At 70.8% G+C, this 20,452-nt stretch carries 15 protein-coding genes and 1 pseudogene; 8 read left to right on the top strand and 8 right to left on the bottom strand.

The genetic code is table 11. The features are described 5' to 3' along the window. Nucleotides 1–3: 3 nt before the first annotated feature. Entirely contained in the window at nucleotides 4–885 is an 882-nt protein-coding gene (locus tag CLV92_RS19385) for a DUF4913 domain-containing protein (protein ID WP_211291291.1), read from the top strand. A gap of 644 nt (nucleotides 886–1,529) precedes the next feature. Beyond that, a complete protein-coding gene (locus tag CLV92_RS19380; RefSeq protein ID WP_158257346.1) occupies nucleotides 1,530–3,128 on the top strand; it encodes a type IV secretory system conjugative DNA transfer family protein in 1,599 nt (532 codons plus the stop codon). A gap of 1,781 nt (nucleotides 3,129–4,909) precedes the next feature. On the opposite strand, the pseudogene CLV92_RS23150 reads toward CLV92_RS19380, so the two are convergent. The 4 genes and pseudogenes from CLV92_RS23150 to CLV92_RS19350 all read right to left on the bottom strand — a co-directional run. Continuing rightward, nucleotides 4,910–5,612, bottom strand: a pseudogene (locus CLV92_RS23150) (NF041680 family putative transposase); the annotation flags it as partial. 83 nt (nucleotides 5,613–5,695) lie between these two features. Further along, nucleotides 5,696–7,759, bottom strand: coding sequence for a hypothetical protein (locus CLV92_RS21685; protein ID WP_158257345.1), 2,064 nt, complete (start codon nucleotides 7,757–7,759; stop codon nucleotides 5,696–5,698). 31 nt (nucleotides 7,760–7,790) lie between these two features. Continuing rightward, on the bottom strand, nucleotides 7,791–9,548 hold the full coding sequence (locus CLV92_RS19355; protein ID WP_146099670.1) for a relaxase/mobilization nuclease domain-containing protein: 1,758 nt from the start codon (nucleotides 9,546–9,548) through the stop codon (nucleotides 7,791–7,793). Next, on the bottom strand, nucleotides 9,548–9,961 hold the full coding sequence (locus CLV92_RS19350) for a plasmid mobilization relaxosome protein MobC (protein WP_104435528.1): 414 nt from the start codon (nucleotides 9,959–9,961) through the stop codon (nucleotides 9,548–9,550). Before CLV92_RS19350 ends, CLV92_RS19355 begins: the two co-directional genes overlap by 1 nt. A 288-nt stretch (nucleotides 9,962–10,249) precedes the next feature. Here CLV92_RS19350 and CLV92_RS19345 point away from each other — a divergent pair, with 288 nt between their 5' ends. The 4 genes from CLV92_RS19345 to CLV92_RS19330 all read left to right on the top strand — a co-directional run bounded on the left by CLV92_RS19345 (nucleotide 10,250) and on the right by CLV92_RS19330 (nucleotide 12,718). Beyond that, a complete protein-coding gene (locus CLV92_RS19345) occupies nucleotides 10,250–10,558 on the top strand; it encodes a hypothetical protein (protein WP_104435526.1) in 309 nt (102 codons plus the stop codon). 87 nt (nucleotides 10,559–10,645) lie between these two features. Further along, nucleotides 10,646–11,731, top strand: coding sequence for a 3'-5' exonuclease (locus tag CLV92_RS19340; protein WP_104435524.1), 1,086 nt, complete (start codon nucleotides 10,646–10,648; stop codon nucleotides 11,729–11,731). Continuing rightward, entirely contained in the window at nucleotides 11,728–12,360 is a 633-nt protein-coding gene (locus tag CLV92_RS19335; protein ID WP_104435522.1) for a hypothetical protein, read from the top strand. Before CLV92_RS19340 ends, CLV92_RS19335 begins: the two co-directional genes overlap by 4 nt. A 97-nt stretch (nucleotides 12,361–12,457) precedes the next feature. After that, a complete protein-coding gene (locus tag CLV92_RS19330; protein ID WP_146099669.1) occupies nucleotides 12,458–12,718 on the top strand; it encodes a hypothetical protein in 261 nt (86 codons plus the stop codon). 281 nt (nucleotides 12,719–12,999) lie between these two features. On the opposite strand, the gene CLV92_RS21680 is transcribed toward CLV92_RS19330, so the two are convergent. Then, entirely contained in the window at nucleotides 13,000–13,146 is a 147-nt protein-coding gene (locus tag CLV92_RS21680) for a hypothetical protein (protein ID WP_158257344.1), read from the bottom strand. A 54-nt stretch (nucleotides 13,147–13,200) separates the two neighbouring features. Beyond that, nucleotides 13,201–13,365 carry a hypothetical protein gene (locus CLV92_RS21675; protein WP_158257343.1) on the bottom strand — a complete coding sequence of 55 codons (165 nt, stop codon included), beginning with the start codon at nucleotides 13,363–13,365 and terminating at the stop codon, nucleotides 13,201–13,203. A 211-nt stretch (nucleotides 13,366–13,576) separates the two neighbouring features. Between CLV92_RS21675 and CLV92_RS19325 the strand changes: the two genes are divergently transcribed. After that, nucleotides 13,577–14,926, top strand: coding sequence for a pentapeptide repeat-containing protein (locus tag CLV92_RS19325; RefSeq protein WP_158257342.1), 1,350 nt, complete (start codon nucleotides 13,577–13,579; stop codon nucleotides 14,924–14,926). Between the two features lie 130 nt (nucleotides 14,927–15,056). Here the strand turns inward: CLV92_RS19325 and CLV92_RS19320 are convergent, their stop codons facing one another. Together CLV92_RS19320 and CLV92_RS19315 are read right to left on the bottom strand one after the other, a co-directional pair. After that, nucleotides 15,057–15,473: a PIN domain-containing protein gene (locus tag CLV92_RS19320; RefSeq protein WP_158257341.1), complete on the bottom strand. Its 417-nt coding sequence runs from the start codon at nucleotides 15,471–15,473 to the stop codon at nucleotides 15,057–15,059. After that, nucleotides 15,470–15,877 (bottom strand): type II toxin-antitoxin system Phd/YefM family antitoxin, encoded by a 408-nt coding sequence (locus CLV92_RS19315; protein ID WP_104435576.1) that lies wholly within the window; start codon nucleotides 15,875–15,877, stop codon nucleotides 15,470–15,472. The genes CLV92_RS19320 and CLV92_RS19315 overlap by 4 nt, the downstream gene beginning before the upstream one ends. Nucleotides 15,878–16,729: 852 nt before the next feature. Here CLV92_RS19315 and CLV92_RS19310 point away from each other — a divergent pair. After that, nucleotides 16,730–20,395: a DNRLRE domain-containing protein gene (locus tag CLV92_RS19310; RefSeq protein ID WP_104435514.1), complete on the top strand. Its 3,666-nt coding sequence runs from the start codon at nucleotides 16,730–16,732 to the stop codon at nucleotides 20,393–20,395. Nucleotides 20,396–20,452 lie beyond the last annotated feature (57 nt).

Genomic DNA, 20,452 nt, shown 5'->3' with positions numbered 1-20,452 from the left:
GTGGTGGTCGAGGAGTCCTCGCTGGATGGGGTGCCCGCAGTTGCTGCGCAGGAAGCTGCGCAGGATCCGGTGACTGCCGGCATCTCCGCGCCTGCCACGTCGACGGTTGCCACGTCGACGGCCGCCACGTCGACGGCCGCCACGTCGACGGCCGCCGCCCCTGTACCTGCGGCGGCGGGCACGGCCGCCGCTCCTGCTGCGCCTACCGGTCAGCAGCAGGAGCAGCCTCCGCTGTACTACCCCCACCTCGAGGCGTGGGTGCGTCAGTACCTGGCGCCGATGTGGCGCCGGCACAACCTCGACGGCAGAAACCTCACCTGGTGCCCGATGTGGTGGAAGCACCCCGAGGCGCAGATCCGTCTCGACGCGTTGTGGCGGGCGTGGGAAGTGCTGCGCCAGGACGCTGGCCTGGGCATGTCGGTGTGGCTTCGTGACCACGCCGGCCCGCACATGGGCGTGCTGATGAACCCCGACGGCCCGTTCAAGGGCTGCACCCCGGACAAGGGGCACCAGCCCAAGGCCGTCGGACTTGCCCTGGAGGCCCCGCCCCTGGGGCTGTTCCAGCCGCTGCCGGAGGGCATGCCTGCCCTCTCACCGGAGCTGCCCGAGCATGACGGCGACGCGCCGCTGAGTGCCGGTGCGATCGCGACCAGGGAGCTGGCGAAGCTGATGGAGCAGGTGGCCGCGGCCGCCGCATCACCGAAGAACGGCAGGAGCCCTGACATCCCCCAGCAGCAGGCCACGGGCGCAGACGCTTCCGGCGAGGAGCCCGATGGCCCCGCCACGCTGACGCTTCCAGCGGTCGCCGCACCCGTCCCCGGCCCCTCCCGCTGGCCATCGTCGGAGCCTGCTCGCGAGCCCTCGCGGTGGTGGAAGCGGGCATGACAGAGGGGGGACGACCCGTGCGGGTCGTCCCCCCTCTGTCATGCCCGCAAACTCCCACAGTCGTAGTGAAACGAGCTGTAATGCAACGACGTCTTACCCGCCTTCAGCTACCAACCCGGTGAGAAAACGTCACTCAGACTCAGATGCCGCAGCGCCCTCCAGGGAGGCGCCCCCGAAGATCACGGAGTCATGGCCGCCGTGGTGCCCCCGTCGGCTCGGTCGGTGGCCGGCTCTGTAGAAAGCCTCCTTGGTGAGGACCGGGCGTCCTAGAATCGGCCCGTGTGGACGGTGATAGTGCTGCTCCGCTTCTGTGCAGGTGTACCTCGGCGGTCCGAAGGGTGGTCAGGTCTTCAGCAGGTACCGGTGGCCACTGCACGCGCGCTGGCCAGGTCGTTGAGCCCGCCACGAACTTGAGGGGAAAGGGCGGGGTCATGTCACAGCAGTGGGGTCCGCACGCCGCAGTACCTCCGACTCCCAACGTGCCCTCCTCTCAGGGGCCGTCGGGGTGTCTGCTCGCTCTGTTCGGGGTATGGGGCTTCATCGGCGTCTGCTTCACTCTGCTGATGGCGACTAGTTCAGTTGCCGCGGCGCTGTTGCTGTCACCATTCTTGCTGGGCCCACCGGGGGCTTACTTGGCGTACTTGATGTACGCCCCGACGCTACGGAGTCTTCGCGCACAGCAGTTCCAGGAGGAGCATTCGCGACGCCTTGCCGACTGGTTCGCGTGCCGCCCCGAAGCCGTGATCGCGCGGGCGCCCAACCCGCACCTCGCGGCCATCGAGTGTACGGCGCAGAACGACGGTGGCGTCTACGTCGGTGTTACCCCGGACCGCCGGGAGTGGACCACCGCGGCACGTGAGCAAGCCGTGCTCGTTCTGGGGCCGCCACGTTCTGGCAAGACTACTGCATTGATCATTCCCGCGATTCTGTCGGCGCCTGGCGCCGTGGTCGTGACATCGACAAAGCACGACGTTCTACACGCCACGGCGTCGGCACGAGGGCGAATGGGCACTCTGTGGGTCTTTGACCCGTCGGGAAGTCAGCCGATCCCGCCGAACGCGCGTGCGCTGCACTGGACGCCAGTGAACAGCGCTTCAACCTGGGACGGTGCACGGGCGATCGCCGACGCGATGGTTGACGCATCCCAGGCGGGCGTCGGTGTTGAGAACTCCTCGCACTGGACGGAGTCAGCCAAGGCGCTACTGGCACCGCTGCTGCGTGCCGCGTACGTCTCCGGAAAGACGATTGTCGACGTCCGCCACTGGGTCTCTCGACCCAATGAATACGGCAAGGAGCTGTACACGACCCTCGTGGAGCACGGGCAGCGGGCTGCAGCCGATGACCTCGCCGCCATCCTCCTGTACACCGATGAGCGCCAGCGAAGCGCGATCTGCGCGACGACGAGGATCGTCCTGAACGTCTATGGCTCCGACAGCGTCGCCGCGGCCAGTCAGAAGCAGAACTTCGACGCTGCCGCTTTCGTCTCCTCTCGCGACACCGTCTACATCACCTCTCCCTCCGACAAGCAGCATCTGTGTGCCCCACTGGTCGTCGGACTCCTCGAGGAGATCAAGCGCGCGGCCTACCAGCGTCACGCTGACGCGCGAAGCGTGGGGCGCTGGCCCGGACCGTCCGTCTTCTGGGCACTGGATGAGGTCGCGAACATCGCCCCAATCAAGAGATTGCCCAGCATCATCTCCGAAGGCGGCGGACAGGGGCTGCAGGTCATGGCTTGTTTTCAGGACCTCTCGCAAGCACGGGGCCGCTGGCACGATGCCGCAGACGGGTTCCTCACCTTGTTCAGCACGAAGGTCGTGTTCCCGGGCATCGGTGACGTCCGCACGTTGGAGGCACTGTCCACGCTGGCGGGAGACTGGGACCGACCCTACGTTGTGTATAACGCAAGCAGCGGGCGCAGCGTCAACTTCGGCATTCCAATCGGCGTGGGATCGAGTTGGCAAACGGGTCAAAGCGTGTCGAACAGTGTGCAACGGGAGCATCAGCTAACACCCGCTACGCTCGCAAACATTCCCACAGGGCACGCCCTTTTCATGTCGGGTGGCTCATGGCGACTCATCCAATGCACGCCGTTCTACTCCCACCAGCCGTGGCAAGACATCGCGAGCGGAGCATTCCTCAATCGACCCGCGCCGCAGCCTCTCACGGCATCCAACCCTGCACCGAACTACGATCCGTACCTGCGCTGCGACAACGAGCAGGCGCAGAGCGAGCGTGAAGGGTGAGCCGAGTCGCACCCGTGTGCACCGCTTGGACCGCCCGCCGGACATGGCCGTGGGTACACGTCTCGCCACGAGAAAGGCGAGCGATCCATGTCAGGTAAACCTGCGCGCCGTTCCTTCTCTGAGATCGTCCGTGAATGGAAATCCCTTAGCCTGGCTGTCGACATTTACACGATCGCGCTGGACGTTCCCGCGCAGCATGCGGAAACCGTTGTCGCCAAGCTGAAAAGCTTCGAGATTGAGACCGCGCGCGGCAACTGTGTACTGGAACTGGTGTTTCGCCCCATGCGCACTCCAGAGCGGCGCGACCCGCCCACTCCCTACAAGGTGCCCCAGAACGTCAAAGACCTAGCAGATGTTAGGGAGATCGCGCGGCGAGCCATCCAAGAGCGGGAAGAAACCCTGACGGCCGACCGTTCCACGCCAGCCGCGAGGATTCAATACCCCGCCCCGGCTCCACCCGGCACCAGGGCTCCGATCGCCGACGACGTGGCGCAGTCGGCCAGCGACGCGACCTCCATCGCCGGCGAGCCGGCCGCAGGTGCCCCGGCCCCGGGCGAGCCCACCGCAGGTGCCCCCACCGCAGGTGCCCCGGCCCCGGGCGAGCCGGCCGCAGGTGCCCCCACCGCAGGTGCCCCGGCCCCGGGCGAGCCGGCCGCAGGTGCCCCCACCGCAGGCGCCCCGGCCCCGGGCGAGCCCACCGCAGGTGCCCCCACCGCAGGTGCCCCGGCCCCGGGCGAGCCCACCGCAGGTGCCCCCACCGCAGGCGCCCGGGCCTCTGACGACGTGGCGCAGTCGGCCAGCGACGCGCAGCCTCCGTCACCAACTGGCCGCGTCGGGGACAACCCGACAAGGGGGCCTGTCCATGGCAAGGAAGACAATGAGCGCCCGTCAGAACAGCGGGTCGACGCAGACGCTCGACGCGTAACGGCACTCGACCAGAACTTGATCGATAGCGGCGGCGTCGAAGCACCGCGGCCGAATGCTGCAGAGCGCAGCGACGAGAGAGCCGCAACCGTCGCATACGCACGGGGCGACCTTGGCGACGGCTCGTCATGGCCCCGTGTACCTGAGCACGAGTGGACCGACGCCGGGTACGGCCGTAGCACCGGCATGGACATGCGTAACGTCCCGTCATGGAGCCAAGCGGAGGAACGGTCGCACGGAACGGCCGGACTGCCCAAGCCGAACGGCGCGCTCGGCCCGGAGCCGTCGGCACAGCATTGGGGCGGTGGTGGCAACGACCTGCAGACTAGAGCACGAGAGGCAGGACAGGGCCGTGAGCAAGTGGTCACCGATGACAACGTGCGCGCCGACTTCGACCGCGCCGCCCAGGAGGGCCTTCAGTCAACACCTACGCGCGGCGGAATAGAGATCGACTGACCGGAAGGTGGCCACCGCATTGCGGTGGACGCCCCGCGGCCGATCCTGGCTCTCGCGACGCGGCCCGCATCGCGCGCGATCAGCGGCTTTGAGACGGTGGCCGCCGAGCAGTCCCCCCACGCCGTGTGTGGGAGATATGGCCGCGCTCTCGACCACCTCGGGGTACCTGCTTCCCGTGAGCTTGCTCGCTTACGCGGCCGGCCGGGCCGTGGACAGCTTCCCGGGCCCTCCGAGAAGCCCCGGCTACCCCGAGGTGGTCTCATGAGTGCCCTCATCCGCGACCTGGACACCGACCTGATCTAGGAGGCGTACGCGGCTGCCAGTACGGGGCGGGACTGGGCGCTGCCACTGCCGTGCTCGGCCAGGTCGGGGTCGCCGACGACTTGGTTTGAGCCCGACTTTCAGCCCGCGAGTTCGCGTTGGGTGAGCTTCTTGTTGCGTCGGGTGCTCTTGCCGACGTCGTCGCGGGGTGCTGGGTGGCGGTTTTTGGCGCCGAGTGAGCGCCCGGGACCAGGCAGTGTGGGTTTTGGTGCAGCCGCCGGCCAGGCGGCCTTCGCGCGGATGTTGCGGAAGTCGCGGCGGACTCGGTGGGCGTCAGCCGCGTAGGGCGGCAGCTCTTCTCCCAAGGCCCGCGGATGTCCTCCGCCAGGGCGCGTGCCAAGCGCAGTTGCGTACGTGCGGTGATGATCAGCCAGGTCCAGCGGTCCGCGGCCTCGGGGTGCGCAGTCTCGGTGCCGTCCAGCCCAGGGTCTGCCTGAGCATGCGGAAGGTGCGCTCGAGATCGAAGCGGCGCAGGAACATGCGTCAGCACTGATCCACCTGTTCGGCGCTCAGGTCGGTCGTCGACATCCAGAGCCAGACCGGTTTCGGGTTGCTCTCACGCTCGCCGGGCAGGTGCTCGGCCTGCAGCCGGATCAACGTCCCTTCGATGATCGGCAGAGTGTGCACGTGGTCGGCCCAGCCGGCGCGGTGAGTCAGCTTGGGATGTAGCCAGTCCCAACTGCGTGCTTCGGCGAGGCCGTAGCGAAAGGTGGCGGTGCTGGCGTGCTGCGCCCGCGCCGGCCAGGTGGCGGACGGGCGCAGTGAGAAGGCCGCGCCGTGGCGGGACGACCCCGTGCGGGTCGTCCCCCTCCTCTGTGTTGGCTGCGCTGCGTCTGCCGCCGTTTGGATGTGAGGCGGCGTGGTCCTCACCCGCCGAGCGAGGGGCCGCCGCGCTCACGCTGGCGGGACAGGTCCGTGTCGTGGTTGACGTGGGGCTTGGGGCCCGTCGATGACCGGGTTGCGGTGGCTTCGCTGGCGGGCTTGGCCTGGGAGATGTCGGCGAGCAGCCGCGCCTGGATGGTCTCCGGATCGGTGATGCCTGCCTGGCGCAGCTGCTCGGGCAGCTGCGCCCGCCGCTCGTGGCTGTCCCATGCCGGCGCGGCGGCAGGCGCCGCAGTGGCCTGTGCCGCCGTGGCCGGCGCGGCGGGGGAGGGCGCGGTGGGGGAGGGCGCGGTGGGGGAGGGCGCGGTGCGCGACGCACGCTGAGGAGCTGCCGTCTGCTCCGCAGCGGGTGCCTGCTCGAGGCGACCACGCGGCGCGGTGATGCTGCTCTGGTTCTGGTCGTGGTCGTCACGGCGCAGCAGTCCGTCGACCTCGGCGCGTTCCCGCTGGCGGCGCAGCGCGGCGGCCGCGGGGTCGGGCTCCTGCGCGGTCCCGGCGCCGACGCCAGCCGGTGCGGCCTGGGGCACGGTGGCCGCTGCCTTGGCTGTCGCCTTCGCGTGCTGGTCGATCAGGTCCTGCTCGGCCTTGGCTCGCTCCGCCGGCGCCAGCTGCTCGGTGTGCTTGCGCCAGCGATCCGCCGCCGTGGCGTCGATCGCCTGCCGCAGCCACTGCTCCGCGGCGTCGAGCTGCCCCGGCCCGCGCGACGTCGCCGGCTGCTGCGGGCTCGGCTCCTGCTGGGTCGGCTGCTGGGCGGTGGTCGGTGTCGCTGCCTGGCCGAGGGGGGTGTGGCCGGAGCGCTGGAAGTAGGCGGCGATGAGGCGCTTGTCCTCGGTGGCTCCGGCGTCCGGGTGCAGGCGGCCATGGTTGCCGAGCATCGACTGCTGGATGATCTCGGACTGGTAGCTCTGAAGCTTGTCTAGCCACTGCGGGTCGTGAGTCTTGAACCACTCCGTGGCTCGCCTCGTCTCCACCTCCCGCAGGAACCGGGAGGTGGTGTAGTCCACGGGCAGGCCCTCGGCTTCGAGCTTCTGGCGTTCGTAGTCGAATCGGTAGTAGCGCCCGAGCAGCCGGTGCTCCATGTGGGATTGCTCCTTGTGGTCGGCCGCGGCGTGCCGGCTGTCCCACTGCTGGGCCATCTCCGGGTCGAAGGACCTCTGCCACCTCCTGGCCTCCGCCACCGGGTCGTTGCCGGGCGGCACTCCCTGCAGGGCGCTCTGGCCGGAGCGCTGCAGGTAGGCGGTGATGAGGCGTTCGTCCCACTCACGCCGGACCTGCTCGAACACGGCCGCACCGCCAGGACCGGTGGCGATGCCCTCGCTGCGGCCCTTGCTCCACTCCTTCTGCCAGGCGGGGTCGTTGTCGCGGAACCAGCGACCGGCCCGGTCCACCTCCAGCTCCCGCAGGGTCTCGGACGTGGTGAAGTCGATGGGCAAGCCTGCGGAGTTCGCGCGGGCCGCCTCCCAGTGTGCGCGTCCGTGGCGAGTGACCAGCTCCATCTCATGGACGTTCTTAGCCATGGGGGTGTCGAGGTCCTGGTGCTGCTGCTCCCAGCTCTTGGCCAGCTCCGGGTCCAGAGTCCGCAGCCACTTCTTGGCCTCCACGACCGGGGAGGCCTCCGCCTCCGTCACCACCTCGGGACGCGCCTGAGCCCTGGCCTGCTGCTGCACCTTCGCCGCGATCTCGTCGACGTCGACGCCGAAACGGGTGCGGACCTCCTCGCGCATCCGGTCGCCGGTGGCGTTGATGTCGGGGTCGATGTGGCGCCATGCCTGCACCGTCTGCCAGGCGCGGGCGACGTCAGCCTCCTTGGCGTTGTCCCACCACTGCGGCTGCGCCAGCGGCGCGAGCTCCGCCCGGGCGGCGGACCGCTCGGCGTGCAGCCGCGACTCCAACGCTCGGGCTTCGGCCTCACTGCGGGCTTGCGCATCGCGCAGTGCCCGCTCGTGCGCGCGGGCCAGGACCTCCCCGAGTCGAGCGGCGGCCATCAGCTGCATGCGCAGCGTGGACTCCACCGCCTCCTCAACGCCGTCGCTGTGCTGCACGCTCATGGTCACTCCTTCCGCGCCGAGCCGGTCAGGCTCAGCGCTCCAGTCCGTTGTCCCGCTCGCGCTGCTGGTCTTCTTCTTGCTGTCGCGTCCGTGCGGCGGTGACGCTGTCCGGCTCGCGTGGCTGCAGCCGGCTGGGGATGGGCGGGCCCATCGGTACCCGCCCGGCCGACGCGATGCGCAGCGCCTCCGCGGCCTCTGGGTCGATCGCCGCCAACGCGGCAAGCTGCGCTGCGGTGGGAGCAGCACCCGGTGCCGGCGCCGACGCGGGCGCGTGCGCCTGCTGCGGTGCCTGCTGCGGTGCCTGCTGCGGTGCCTGCTGCGGTGCCTGCTGCGGTGTTGCTGCAGTGGGGCGGGTCAACGTCGCCGTCGTGCTCTGCGCGGTGCGCGCATCGGGGGGTTGCGGCAGACGCGCCGCGACCGAGGCCAGCTGCACCCGCGCGGCGTGGGCGATGTCGCGGGCGCGCTGCAGCTCACCGGCGGCTTGGTGCATGTCGTGCAGGGCCTTCATGCAGTTGGCCAGCTGACGCAGCAGCAGCGCCTCGGCGGCCGCGCCCTGCCCGCCGTAGGCGGCAGCGGCCAGCAGCATCGCCGCACCGGCAGCAGAGGGCAGGGGAGTGGGGCGACGACGCGGCTGCAGGTTGCGCAGCTGCGCCGACTTCGCCAACGCGTCAGCGGTCGCCGCCAGCGGCCCCGGTGTCGCCTCCACCCGCTGCGACCACGCAGCGAACGCGCCGGCGGTCTCGCGTGCGACCAGTGCCCACGTCGCGCGGTCGTCGAGGGGAACGCTGCGCAGCCGTTCCCGCAGTGCCTGCACTTCGGCGGTGTGCTGCGACCACAGCTGCGGGTGCGGCTGGCGCACTTCACGCCCGGGCGCGAAGGGGCGCCGGCCACGACCTGCGGCGGTCCACTCCGCCACCGCGGCACTGGCGTGCTGCGGGGAGTCCGGCCACTGCTCCCGCAGCCGCGGCAGCGTCAGGTCCCGCCCGCACTGCCCACCGCCGTACCAAATGGGCTTAGTCTTCGGGGTGCCCGGGCGCAGCGCGACGGAGTAGCCGGTGACGACATCCGTGCGTCCGTCGGCGAAGCGGGGGCGCACCAGCACCCCGGCCTGGCGCATCCGGCGCACAAACTCGGCCTCGTCCTTGGCCGCCGTGGCGCAGCCGCGCACCGTGCGCGCCAGCGTCACCCGCGCGACCTCGGGCAGCTTCTGCTTCCTCGCCGTCGCGAGCTCCGCCGGCTTGTAGCCGCGGGAGACGTGGCCGCTCAGCCGCGACTCCAGCACCTGCAGGCCGTGCCGCTGCTCCATCAGCGTGGCGACCTTCTGCGACCGCGGGTGGTCGTTGTGCACGTTGACCTTGGTGCCGTTCTCGCGCACCAGGCAGACGGCGAGGTGGATGTGGTCGTTGCCGTCCTTGGACAGCCCGTGGCGTACCGCCGTCCAGCGGACCTCGCCCTTGACGTCGTCGAGGACGTGCATCTCGCGCAGAAAATCCTCCGCGATGTCCTGCCACTTCTGGTCCGTCTGCTCGCCCTCATCGGCGTTAATCGCCAGGGAGCAGTGCCAGATGTGGCCCTGCGACACCTCTACCCCGAGGAGCTTCGCCGGCTCGTCCAGGTGGCGGCCGATCTCGAGGGCGGACTGGTGGTTGAGCTCCACCTCGCTGTACCAGGCCATCAGCGCAGAGTCGCCCGCCACGAGGTGCGGCTCGGTGTGCTCGTTGGCCTTACCCGGCCCGGCCAGGTAGACCATCAGCCCCACCCCGCGGTCGCCGCGGGTGATGTTCGGCATCACGACGGGGCCAGCATGTTCACGACGTCGCGGATCCGGAACGCCACCCGGCGCACCGCGTCCTGGTTGGCGCGGATCTCCTCCGGGCTCAGCGGCTCCGCAGCCCCCAGGCCGTAGGCGTTCATCTGCTTGGCCATCTGGTTGGTGTTGTTGGCGATGTTGGCCAGCAGCCGGTGCAGCGCGAACAGCTCGATGATGAGGTCACGCCGCTCCGTCGGAGTCTCCGACGTGCTGGACAGCGCCGCTTCCATCAGCAGCCGCGGGATCGTCACCCCGCGCTGCGTGGCCAGCACCACCAGCCGCGCCTCCTCCGACTCCGACGCCCACACCTCGTGCTTGAACTTGCGCCCACCCTCGACGTTCGCGCGCCGGCGACGGCGGAAGAACGACGGCGGCTTGGTCTCCTCGCTCATCGCTTCCTCCCTCCGGCCCAGCGCAGCGAACCCGCCCAACGCGGGGACGCACACCCCAGTGTGCCCGCCTCGACGCCCCGCGTCGAGGCGCGCAAGCCACTTACCATGGGTAAATGTATAGCTTGCTCCGCCAGGGGCCGCAGTGCGGTTTCCAGGCGGAGGTGCAGGGTCTGGCTGCGCCAGTCATGCACCCGCTGTTGTAGACGTCGCCGGAAACTCCGGCGGATTTGAGCGAAAACTCGCGCGCTTCAGCGGCGAAACTCGCGCTGGTTTAGCTACGCTGATCACATGAGCGAGACCCCGACGCCGGAGCAGGCACTGAGCGCGGCTCGCGCACTGCTCGACGAGAAGATGGCCAACGTCGAACGCCTCACCGAGACCCGCAAGCGCTGCGCGGAGCTGCGTCAGCAGCTGGAGGAAGCGGAGCGGGCCGACGCGGTGCAGTGGGCCGAGGCGCTGCGCGCCGGATGGAGCGAGGACGAGCTCAAGCGCTGCGGCCTGGGCGAGCCGGCGCGCAAGAAGCCCGGCCGTCCCCGCCAGAGCCGCAGCAGCCGCAAGAGCGCCAGCGTCGGCGCCGATGGGGGAGCGGGGCAGTGACCCGCACCCCGCGCCGGCGTCGCACCCAGTGCACGTCGGCGCGGACGCACCGAACCTCACGGACGCACGGGAACTGAGGAGCAGCGCATGCGCGTTCTGCCTGCCGCATCGGTGCGCGACCTCGGCGTCACCGCCCTGGCCGCCGGACCCCTCACGGTGCACATCGGCGACCGCACCCGCCCCAGCGGCCGCCCCGTCCTGCACGTCACCGGGCCCCGCTTCCCCGGCGACGCCGTGACATGGGGAGCAGCGCACGAGGAGAACGCCGAGCTGCACGAGGACCTCGCCGCCGACGCCCGCACCGCCCGCGATGTCGTCGACCTCGCCCAGCACACCGCACTCGCTTCGATGCGCCGCGCACTCGACGCAGCCGACGCCCTCGACGTCGAAACTGCCGCGCCCCGACCCGTCGCACCCTCGCTCGCATCCGGTGCGGACGCAGCGCGCGTCGCGGACGTGTTGCTGCGCGTGGTGCTGCCCGCCTATGCCACTGCCGCGCCGCTGCTGCCCGCCCGCGTGCACGCTGCTCTCGCCGACGACGTCGCGCTGCCCGCGGTGCGGCGGGCGATGCACTGGCGCTGCGCCGAAGCCGGCCGCCTCCTCACCGCCCGCCACGACGCGCACACCTGGGCGCGGGAGATGGTGCGCCCCGACGCCGCGGTGCTGCTCGACCTGGAGACCACCGCACTGGACGGCATGGCCTGCGAGGTCGCCGTCCTCGACGCCGCCACCGGCGAAACCCTCCTCGACACCCTCGTGCGCCCACCCACGCCCTGCACCGCCGCCGCAGCCGCCGTGCACGGCATCACCACCGCACAACTCGCCGACGCACCCACCCTCGCGCACGTCTGGGACGACGTCCTGCGCGTCACCCGCGGCCGCCGCGTGCTGACCTGGAACGCCGACTTCGACCACGCGGTGCTGACCCGCTCCGCGGCCGCCGCGGACCTCCCGCTCGCGCACCTGGACGACGTCGACACCTGGGCCTGCCTCATGGCACGACACCGCGACCACGCCATGCGGTGGCGCTATGCGCCGCTGCGCGGACCGCACCGCGCCCTCGGCGACTGCCACACCGCACGCCGCGTCCTGCACGACCTGGCCGCACCCGCAGCCGGCGCGCCGCCCACCCGCATCCCCGCACCCACCCGAGCACTGGAGGCCGTCGCGTGAGCACCACCCCGCGCCGCACCCGCACCAGCCGCAGCACCGCGCCGAGCACCGGCACGCCGACCGCCGCCGCATCGCACGTCGCCGCTCACGGCGCGGCCCGTGACGCGCACGCGGCGATGCTGCGCCAGCTCGGCGACCACGCCTCACCCTGCTCCGGCGACCGCGTCCGCTTCGTCTACGAAGACGGCACCACCCTGCAAGGCACCTGGACGTTCCTCGGTGCACGCGGCCCGGCCGGACCGTTCGCCCTCGTCGACGACGACGGCGCCGTGCATGTCCCGCCCGCCGGTCACGTCCGCTGCGACATCGCCAAGGACCGCGTCGCCCTCCTCACCGTCGGCGAAGTCGTCACCCTGGCCACCGTGCTCGAAGAGCTCGCCGCGATGTGCCCGGGCCACCCCCTCGAAGACGTCGCCCGCGAGCAAGCCCGCAGCATCGCCGACCGCTTCCTCTTCGCCCGCGACAACACCATCCCCACCCACCTCCCCGCACACCCGCCCGCCTGCGTGGCCGAGGACGTGCCCGCGGCTGCCGGCGTGCCCGTGCAGCTGCCCGCGCACCCAACCTCCATCGCGCTACCGCGCCACGACCCCGACACCGCGGCCGTGGGCGGAGTGCACGGCGCCTGACCTCCACGTCGGCGAGCGGCCGGACGTCGCCGACAGGGCGTCGCCGGCGGGACGTCGCGGACCGGTCGTGTCGGAGCGCTGCGCCACGCTGCGCGCCGTGCCCGAGCTCCCGCCTGAGTCGCAGCCGTGGCCGTACTTCGCCCACCGCCTCCTCAACGGCCTCGGCGGTCGCGTGCCCGCCGAGTGGACCGAAGCCCCCGCGCCCGTCGAGGTCCTCGTGCGGCTGCAGTGGTCCGACACCGGCGAGGAAGAGGTGCACGCCTTCGCCGACGCCTGGACACCTGACCTGGTCCGCGTCGACGTCGCGGGTCTGGCACGCGGGGAGTGGTTCCGCGCTGAGGACGTCCGCCGTCCCTGAGCCAGCGGCCCGCCGGCCCGCCGGTCCACCGGCGCAGTCGACGAGGACGACGAGGACGACGAGGACGACGAGGACGACGAGGACGAGCCTGCTCGCGTCAGCGCACCGCGCGACGTGGTCAGGTACTGCCGAGCTGGTGTGGCTAGGCAGCTGCAGGGCTGGCAGCCGGGCACGCCAGGGGCCGACACCACCGCGGCGGCCGCCGGGGTCACCTGTCGGTGGCTGGCGGAGACGGCCAGGAGATGGTGGGTGGTCGCGGATCGTTGCTGGCGGGCGCCCGCTCAGCCGCGCATGACGTACAGCACGGTGTGTCCCTCGGGCAGCTTCTCGCGCACGGTGGTGACGGCGTCCCAGCTGTCAGCCGTCGCGACGGTCTCCCTGAGCACCTCGGAGGTCTGCGGAGTCTGGTAGGCGATCGTCCACTGCACCGCTCCATCTTCCGGCACCGCGAGCCGGGGCCCGCGCCGGCTCGACGGCAGCGCTCAGTCGAACGGCTGCAGAAGCAGCGGCACAGTGACGTGGTCGACGTGGACGGCCTCGTGCAGCCACTGCCGGGGCCGGCCCGGTGCGGGGTGCGTGGGGGTGAGGGTCTGGCCGCAGACGGCGCACAGGTGCGGCCAGGCGTCCAGGTCCGCGGCGATGTCCATAGGCGACAGCCTGCCGGGCGCCGGCCAGAAGCGACCTGCGTCATCCACAGACCACCGCTCACGCTGCGCTGTCAGGATGCTGCCCGTGGCAGCCGATCACGGACACGCGCCCCGGCCCGCGCCGTATCGGCGCCGGCTCCGCCCCGCGCAGAGAGGGCGCCGCCCGGAGAAGCGGATCGCGTCCCTGCCCTGGGTGCGTGCTCTCGTGCTCATGGCTCGTGCGATCAGCCTCTCGGCGGCGGTGTTCCTCGCCATCGGCTTGTTGATGTTGGCGCTGTGGGCGGTGCCGGAGTGGCTCAACCAGCGCAACTTCGCCACGCCAGCGGAGCGGGCCACCGCGGTCAACGCCGCCCGGATACCGACCGCCGGGCTCTTCCTCGCCGTCGTCGGGGGGATCAGCGCCTGGATCAGCCACCGCACCCTGGTCCAGACCCGCGTGCGGGATGAGAAGACCGTCGCCCTGACGCAGGCCGGGCAGTACACCGACCGCTACGTCAAGGCCATCCAGCTGATCAGCGACGACAAGCTCAACGCCCGCCTCGGCGGCCTCTACGCCCTGGAACAGCTCGCCCGCGAGGAACCGAAGACCTACCGCGCCACCATCAGCGACGTCCTGTGCGCCTACATCCGCGACCGCGCGCCCTGGCCTCCAGCTGACGACAAGGGCACCGCAGCGACACCGCGGCCTCGCCGTCCTCGTGTCGCCCACGGGCGCCGCGAACCGGCGCCCGCCACCTCGGAGCCGGAGAAGTTGCTGAGCCCCCCCATCGACATCCAAACCGCGCTGACCATCCTTGCGCGACGAGCTCCCCTAACCGCCGAGGACCGCGCAGGGGGCATCGTCGAGCGATCCCCGGACCTGCGCGGCAGCGACCTGCGCGGCGCCAACCTGGCCGAGGCGAACCTGCAGGGCGCCAACCTGGCGCGGGCGCACCTGAAGGACGCCGACCTGCGCCGGGCGCACCTGAAGGACGCCGACCTGAGCGGCGCGCACCTGCAGGGCGCCAACCTGACCGGAGCGCGCCTACAGGGCGCCGACCTGAGCGGCGCGCACCTGCAGGAAGTCAACCTGAGCGGCGCGCACCTGAAGGACGCCGACCTGCGCGGCGCGCACCTGAAGGACGCCGACCTGAGCGGCGCGCACCTGCAGGACGCCGACCTGACCCGGGCGAACCTGCAGGACGCCACCCTGATCGGAGCGCACCTGCAGGTCGCCTTCCTGGCCGACGCGCACCTGGCAGATGCCATCCTGGCCGGGGCGGACCTGCAGGACGCCAACCTGGCCCGGGCGAACCTGCAAAACGCCAACCTGACCGGGGCGAACCTGCAAAACGCCAACCTGGCCCGAACGAACCTGCAGAACGCCATCCTGGCCGAGGCGAACCTGCAGGGCGCCTTCCTGGTTCACGCGGACCTGGGTGGGGCGAACCTGCCAGGCGCAGACCTGACCGGGGCGAACCTGCACGGCGCCGACCTGGCCGACGTCCACGGCAACAGCGCCACGACCTTGCCCCCGGAGGTAGTGCGCCCTGCGCACTGGCCGACCACGCCTGTGGCGTAGCCGGTCGGGTGGCCGCCCACAGCCCCGGTCAGGCCCCTCTCGGCCCCTTCTCCGGTACGCCGATAAGAGATGTTCTGTCATCTCGAGTCGGACCGCTGCCGAACCTGCCCGGGTGCCGTAGCAGGGACGGTCAGAGCAGTGCGGTGACGGGGACGGTGTCCGCGACCGCGCGGGTGAGGGCCTTGTCGTTGGTGACGAACGTGAGGTCGTGCGCCAGGGCGGTCGCGGCCAGCAACAGGTCAGCCATCCTCTTGTCCTTCAGCTGCTGTCCGGCCGCGATGACGCCAGCGGCGATGCTGCTGTAGGCGGCGGTGACGGCGGAGTCCACCGGCAGCGGCTGCCAGTGCGCGGTGACCGCCATCAGCTGGTTCATCCGCTTCGCCGCCTTGGCCGGGTCCGCGGTCGCCACAGCCACCCCGAAGCGCAACTCGTAGTCGGTGACCGCCGAGACGAACGTCGCCGCGTCCAGTGGGATGAGGACCTTCGCGCCTGGGGGAGGGGCCAGCAGGTTCAGCACCGAGCAGGTGTCGAGGAGGTAGCCGCTCACGCGCCGCGCCGCCGCCGACCGCCGGCCTGCTGACCGGAGTTCTGGTCGGGGCTCTGCTCGGAGTTCCACTGCGCACGCTGGGCTTCCCAGCGCTCGAAGGGATCCGCCGACTCCGCTCCCGCCTCCGTCTCGGCACCTGATGCGGTACTCGTCCCAGCGCCTGCCGCCGGCTCGGCCGCCAGCAGGTCCTCACGCAGGTCCTCGGCTCCGGAAGGGCCCAACGCCGACAGCATGCCCAGCACGGCGGTGACCGGCACGCTGACCGGCCGGGCCGGGGGGCGGTGCGGGGACAGCTCAGCCACCGGCTGCCCGTTCGACGTCACGACGAACGAGGCGCCCTCACTGACCTTGCGGAGCACCTGCCCGGAGTCGTTGCGCAACTCCCGCACGCTGATCGACTGCATCACCCCAGCGTAGCGCACCCGTAGCGTGCCGTGCTACAGGCGTGCTACGTGCAAGGTCCCGACGACGCTTGAGCACCGGTCGGGCAGCAGCGCGGCCAGGGCTGGCCCCACCGCCGCAGCGGGTACCAAGTGCAGGGCTGGAGCAGCAGCGGGACGGTGACATGGTCGGGTCATGTGAGTCGGCCGGGCCCGGTCGGGCCGGGCGGGGCCCGACTGGGGAACAAGTCTGGGGGGTTCGGGCGGGCGTCGTCTGCAGCGGTGGGGACGGTGAGGGCGGAGGATCGGGTGACGTCGCGTCACGGGGGCTTCGTTCCTTCTGGACTGCGTCCTTGGGTGGGATCTAGGCGCTGCGCCCCTGGTGCCCAGCGCATGTAGTTCTCTCGGGCCAGTTTGAGATTCCGTCGCTGCGGTGTTGCGTCGGTGATTCCACCCGTTCGGCCTGACTACCTCAGGCAGTGCCGGCTCAGCTCGTGACGCGCGGGGTGCGTCGGAGCTGCGCTGAGCGGATGAGCTAGCCGTGTTGCGCTGTCCGGGTGGATGTTCAGCGATCTGTGACGGGCGCAGTGACCTGACTGTGATGGTTGGCGTGGTTGCCACTTGTGGTGGCGTGCGCCTACGAGGCAGAGCCGGTGTCTCACCGGCGCGGCGTCGTCGGCCTGGTCGTCAAGGGGAGTGCTCGTGCGGGGTTGGCCTCGTCGTGTCCGTCGTTCGTCTGCTGCTGTCGCGGCTGCTGCGGTCCCGCCATCGGCGGCGGAGGATGACTCCGTGTCTGCCTCGGCAGCTGGGGCGGTGCCGGCGGGGCGGTCGGGTGGGTCTCGTGCCGCGTGGGCGTCGCGTCGTCCGGCGCGGTTGGTGACGGGCACCGTGCTGCTGACGATGGGCTTCACCACCGCTTTCGACCTCTCGCCCTCGGTGGTGCGGGACTGGTCGGCGCAGGCCGCGGCCCGGGAGGCGGCCAAGCCCAGCCAGACCGCGGCGCAGGCCCGGGAGGCCGCGCTGGACGCGGTGATCGCGCAGCAGCAGGTGCTGCAGGCCGAAGCGGATGCCGCCGCGGAGCGCGATGCGCGCGAGCTGGGCGGCAAGGGCCGCAAGATTCCCGTTGCCGGGCTGCCACCCGCCAGCAAGGGCGACGACAAGGGCGAGGAGAAGCGCGCGGCGCGGGAGGCGGCGATCGCCGCGGCGCAGCAGGCCGCAGCGTCGTCGAAGAAGGCGGTCGAGGTGACCGCCTTGACGTCGGAGACCTCCCGCACCGTGGCCAACCCCGATGGGACCCTGACGACGGAGTCGGCGCTGTCCCCGGTGCGCTACCGCACCGATGGTGGCCACGGCCCCGACACGTCGGGCAAGGCGGTCTGGAAGGACGTGGACCTGACGCTGTCCGGGCGTGACAGCAAGGGCCGGCACACCCCGGCCGCGGCCGGGCCGTGGGCGGCGCGGCTGGCGCCTACGTCGGGCGCGAGGATGTTCGAGGTCGGCCCGCAAGGGTCGGTGATCTCCTGGTCACCGCAGGCCGCGGCCAAGCCCGTCGGCCGCGGCGGCCCGGGCGGCCCGCTTCCGACAGTCACCGCCACCGCCCCGGATGAGGGCACCGCACCCGTCACCCCCGGCGTGGCGGTCGAGGTTCCCCCAGCGCCGGGCAGGAGCGGACAGGCACCGGGCAAGACCGGTGAGGCGCCCGGCGAGCCCGATGAGGGCTCGGGCAAGGGGCAGCCCACGGACAGGGGCGCGAACGCGAAGAACGACGACACCAGCGCCGGGGAGGGCACTGCCAAGGCGGACGCCCAGGCCCGCTACCGCGGGGCGCTGAAGGGAGGCCGGGACTTCCAGGTCACGGTCACCGAGACCGGCGCCGAAGAGGCCGTCCTGCTCGCCAGCCCCGCCCAGGTCGCCGCAGCCGGCGGCGCGGAGGCCGCCGCGGTCTACCGCAGCGTCTTCACCTTGCCCGCCGGTGTCACCGCCCGCCAGGCCGCGCCGCGAGACGACATCGACGCCTCTGTGCTTGGGGTGGAGTTCGTCGACGCCGCCGGGGCCGTGATCGCCACCTACGGTGGGGGCAAGGCCTTCGACTCCTCCCGTGACGCCACCGGGGAGCCGGCCGTCACCGCCGTCGCGACCCGCCTCATCGCCGCCAGCGCCGGCAATGCGACCGTCGAGGTCAGCATCGACCCAGCCTGGATCACCGACCCCGCCCGCGTCTATCCGTTGACGATCGACCCGCGGATCACCGCAGCTACCAGCTTCAGCACCACCACCGGGGCCAACGGATCCGCCAGCGTCGACGCCTACATCGACGAAGCGTTCCCCAGCACCGCCCAGGGCGTGCAGGACTCCAGTCGCCTTCTCGTTGGTCCACGCTGGGTGGGCAGCTCTACCCCGAACACCCGCTCGCTCCTCCGCTTCGACCTCGGTGAACTCGAGGGCTCAGAGAACACAGTCCTGTCGGCCAATCTGTCTCTGCACAACACGGGCGCCGTCTCCTGCACTCCGTCCACCGTCCGCATCAGCGCCGTTTCCAGTGCATGGAATCCGTCAACGGTGACCTGGTTCACGGCTCCAGCCTCGTCTGATCTTTATGTTCTCAACAAGTACGCTCACGGCGCCTCCACGGCCTGCCCCGCTCAGACCGTTCCTCACGACGTCACACCGATCGTGCAGCGCTGGTCTAACGGCACCGCCGGCCACAACCAGGGCGTACTTAACCATGGATTCATCATTTCTGCAGAGTTTCAGAACAATACCGGCTTTAAGCAGTTCACTGCCGGCGAAGCGGCCACGGACAAGCCCGCACTTAAGGTGACGTGGGAGAACTGCACCAATTACCCCGAGTACGGCAACCCGTCGCCCTACAAGGTGTGCGGCGAGTTCCGCCCATTGATGGCTAAGAACGGCTCCGTCTACGGCTACCCGACGGGCAATGAGCAGCCGACCGCTGATGGCACCGGCCGCTACCAGAACTTCGGGCCCGGCAACTACAGTGTCGACCGCTCCATGTACTGGAGCGCCGCCACTGGGGCGCACCGAGTCGGGGGCCCCATCAGGACGAAGTGGCTGTCGCTAGGAGCCGAGCGGGGCCGGCTTGGCTACCCCGCCACCAGCACCGGAATGAACCTGAGCGAGCCACACCAGCGCAGCGAATTCCGCAACCCCAGCGACGGCTCCTACCGGTCCATCGCATCCTCCCCTTGTGGCGCGTTCGTGGTAGAGGGACCCATTCGCGACAAGTGGGCTTCGCTGGAATGGACAGCGATCGGCTACCCCATGAGCGACGCCGCCGACACGCACGCAGGAGGCAAGTCGCTCCGCTTTGTGGTGAACTCGACCACCGGCTGCGGTGGCCCAATGACATCCATCTTCTGGCACCCATCGACGGGCGCCCACGCGATGGGCGAGTCCATCCGAAGCCACTACGACAAGCTTGGCGGGCCCGCTGGCTGGCTGGGGTACCCCACTAGTGACGAGTTCACCCCGATCGTGTGGCCGGCGGGCGGGCCCGTGCCCGACGGCGCGCGGCAAGTGACTTTCGAGCACGGCACCATCTACGCCGCTGTCTCCACCGTGCCCACGGCTGTCATGACGGCCGGCTCCATGACGACTCCGCTGCCCCGCCAGTCGACTGCCCGGCGCCTCCCCGTTGGCTTCACGTTGAAGGCCGATGTCGCTGGCCGCATGAGCATGCCCGTGCTGGAGTTCCGGCGTGGCCTTGGCCTGTGGCAAAACGTGCCGACCGCGGATCTTGTGCTGACGACCGGGCAGTCGGCGCCTGCATCGCTGCCCTCGAAGCTGCTGGCGGATGGGCGCCGCGTCCTTGACGTGCCCAATGAGCGCGTCTACTGGGACGTTTACAAGACCCTCGGTGGCGTCGGTGGCATGGTGGACGTCCGCTTCCGCTTCACCGACTCCCAGACCACGACTGATGGATCGCCCACTCAAGTGCCGCTGAACCCGGTAGCGGGCATCGTTTTCGACCCAGAGGGCGGACAGGCCCCCGCCCTCGCAGTGGGCCCTGGCAGCGTCAACGCTTTGACCGGCGCCTTCACATTGTCGTCCAGCGACGCCTCGGCGTTCGGGGTGTCGGTGACGCGGACCTATAACTCCCGTCGTCTCGGTGCGGGTCATGAGGATGCTCAGGCCTCTGCGTTCGGCCCGCAGTGGACTTTGGCTGCAGTGGATGACGACCTCGCCACCGCGTGGACCGCAATCCGTCAGACCGGCGACACCACCCTCAGCCTCGTCGACGCCGGGGGCACGGCGATCCACTTCGTGCGGGGCAAGGACAACACTTGGCAGGCCGAGCCTGGCCAGGAGGACCTCATCCTGGCTGGCACCCTGGCGGGCAACGCCGCCAGCACCATTTGGACGCTGACCGACGGCGACGGCACCGTCACGACGTTCGGCCACGCCGTAGTCAACCCCGCACCGCCAGGCGTTGTGACGACTGCAGCTACCCGCGCCAACTTGCAGGCCGTCTGGTCGGTGGCTTTGAACCGCCCCGGCGAGTCCGGAGACTTCCTACTCTGAGGCTCCGACCGGTGTCGGGGTCTGGTGGTGAGCGTAGTGAGCCTGCTCGGCCTCGAC

This window comes from Kineococcus xinjiangensis (assembly GCF_002934625.1).
GTDB lineage: Bacteria > Actinomycetota > Actinomycetes > Actinomycetales > Kineococcaceae > Kineococcus_A > Kineococcus_A xinjiangensis.
This window is presented reverse-complemented; position numbering and strand designations above follow the sequence as displayed.